At 48.4% G+C, this 1,032-nt stretch carries 2 protein-coding genes; both read right to left on the minus strand.

The window, feature by feature from the left end; all coding sequences use genetic code 11:
* A partial coding sequence (locus tag RJ60_RS15110; protein ID WP_219725919.1) for a bifunctional DNA primase/polymerase occupies window positions 1-385 on the minus strand: 385 nt, incomplete at its 3' end.
* 9 nt (window positions 386-394) lie between these two features.
* Window positions 395-964 (minus strand): DUF669 domain-containing protein, encoded by a 570-nt coding sequence (locus RJ60_RS15115; RefSeq protein WP_103135284.1) that lies wholly within the window; start codon window positions 962-964, stop codon window positions 395-397.
* Between the last annotated feature and the right edge of the window lie 68 nt (window positions 965-1,032).

A 1,032-nucleotide genomic window follows, 5' to 3' on the forward strand; every position in this document is an offset into this window, starting at 1 on the left:
AGTAAAAGTTAAAGCCGCCGGAGTGGGTTTTCTCACACAAGGTACTTTTGAACCATTCGTTATGGCCCAGGGATTTGATCGACTCCATGCCGTCACCGCCTTCGTGGCGATCGACATCGATGACCAGGAACTCCCTGGTCTGCAGGGCAATCGATGCCGTTGGATGCTTTGTCCAAATGGCGTCGATTTCTTCTTTAGTGAGTGCTGGTCTGTTGGCAAACTTGACCAGCGGCCGTTTATTCACGATCGGGATTACGCTAAATCCATGTGCTGCATAGGTTTTCGCATAGTTAACCAAGTTCTCCATCTTATTTCTGTCCAGTCTGGCCTTGATTTCTGCGGGATCCAGGCGGTTTTGACCACCTTTTTGCGGGATATAGTGCATAGCAACCCCCTAGAATGGCAATTCTGATTCGTCAAACTCAGCGCCATTAGCTTGGGCGAAAGGATCTTCTTCGACTTCTGCCACCTTGGGCTGTTCAGCTGGAGCAAACTCGTAGTTGCGGTATGGCTGGTCTGGGTTCTTCTTATTCGGGCTCAGCTTGATGGTCATTTTGAGCATCTTTCCTGCGTAACCATCGAATGCCTTTTCGATGTTGTCGTAGTTAACATCCACATTATCATCCAAAAAGCATTGATTCGGCACGTCCAAGCCAACCATCGCCCCGATGATCTTAATGGTTTTGATGCTCCGAGCTAACACGAAGTCTGGCATCGGGTTACCCTTGCTGGTTACTTGTTCCAGTGTCGGGAAGATGGATTCGGTCCGGCCAGCGTAGTCGCCGTCGACTACTTCAAGGCCAAACATCAAGAACCCACGGCCGTTCTTGGCCCGGTGCGTTACGCTTTTAAGGACGCAGTTGTAGGTTCCTTCTGGAAGTGGTTCAAGGCCATCTGATACCTTGCCTTTTTTGGCGTCGAAATGTTCGTTTTCCAAACTCTTAAGTACATCTAACATTGACATAATTGTTTCCTCCTAATTAATTCTTCTTAAACATGTTTTGGCAGGATTCTAAGAGCTGCCGGATTCTC

The organism is Mesotoga sp. B105.6.4, assembly GCF_002896535.1.
In the GTDB taxonomy this organism is placed as follows: domain Bacteria; phylum Thermotogota; class Thermotogae; order Petrotogales; family Kosmotogaceae; genus Mesotoga.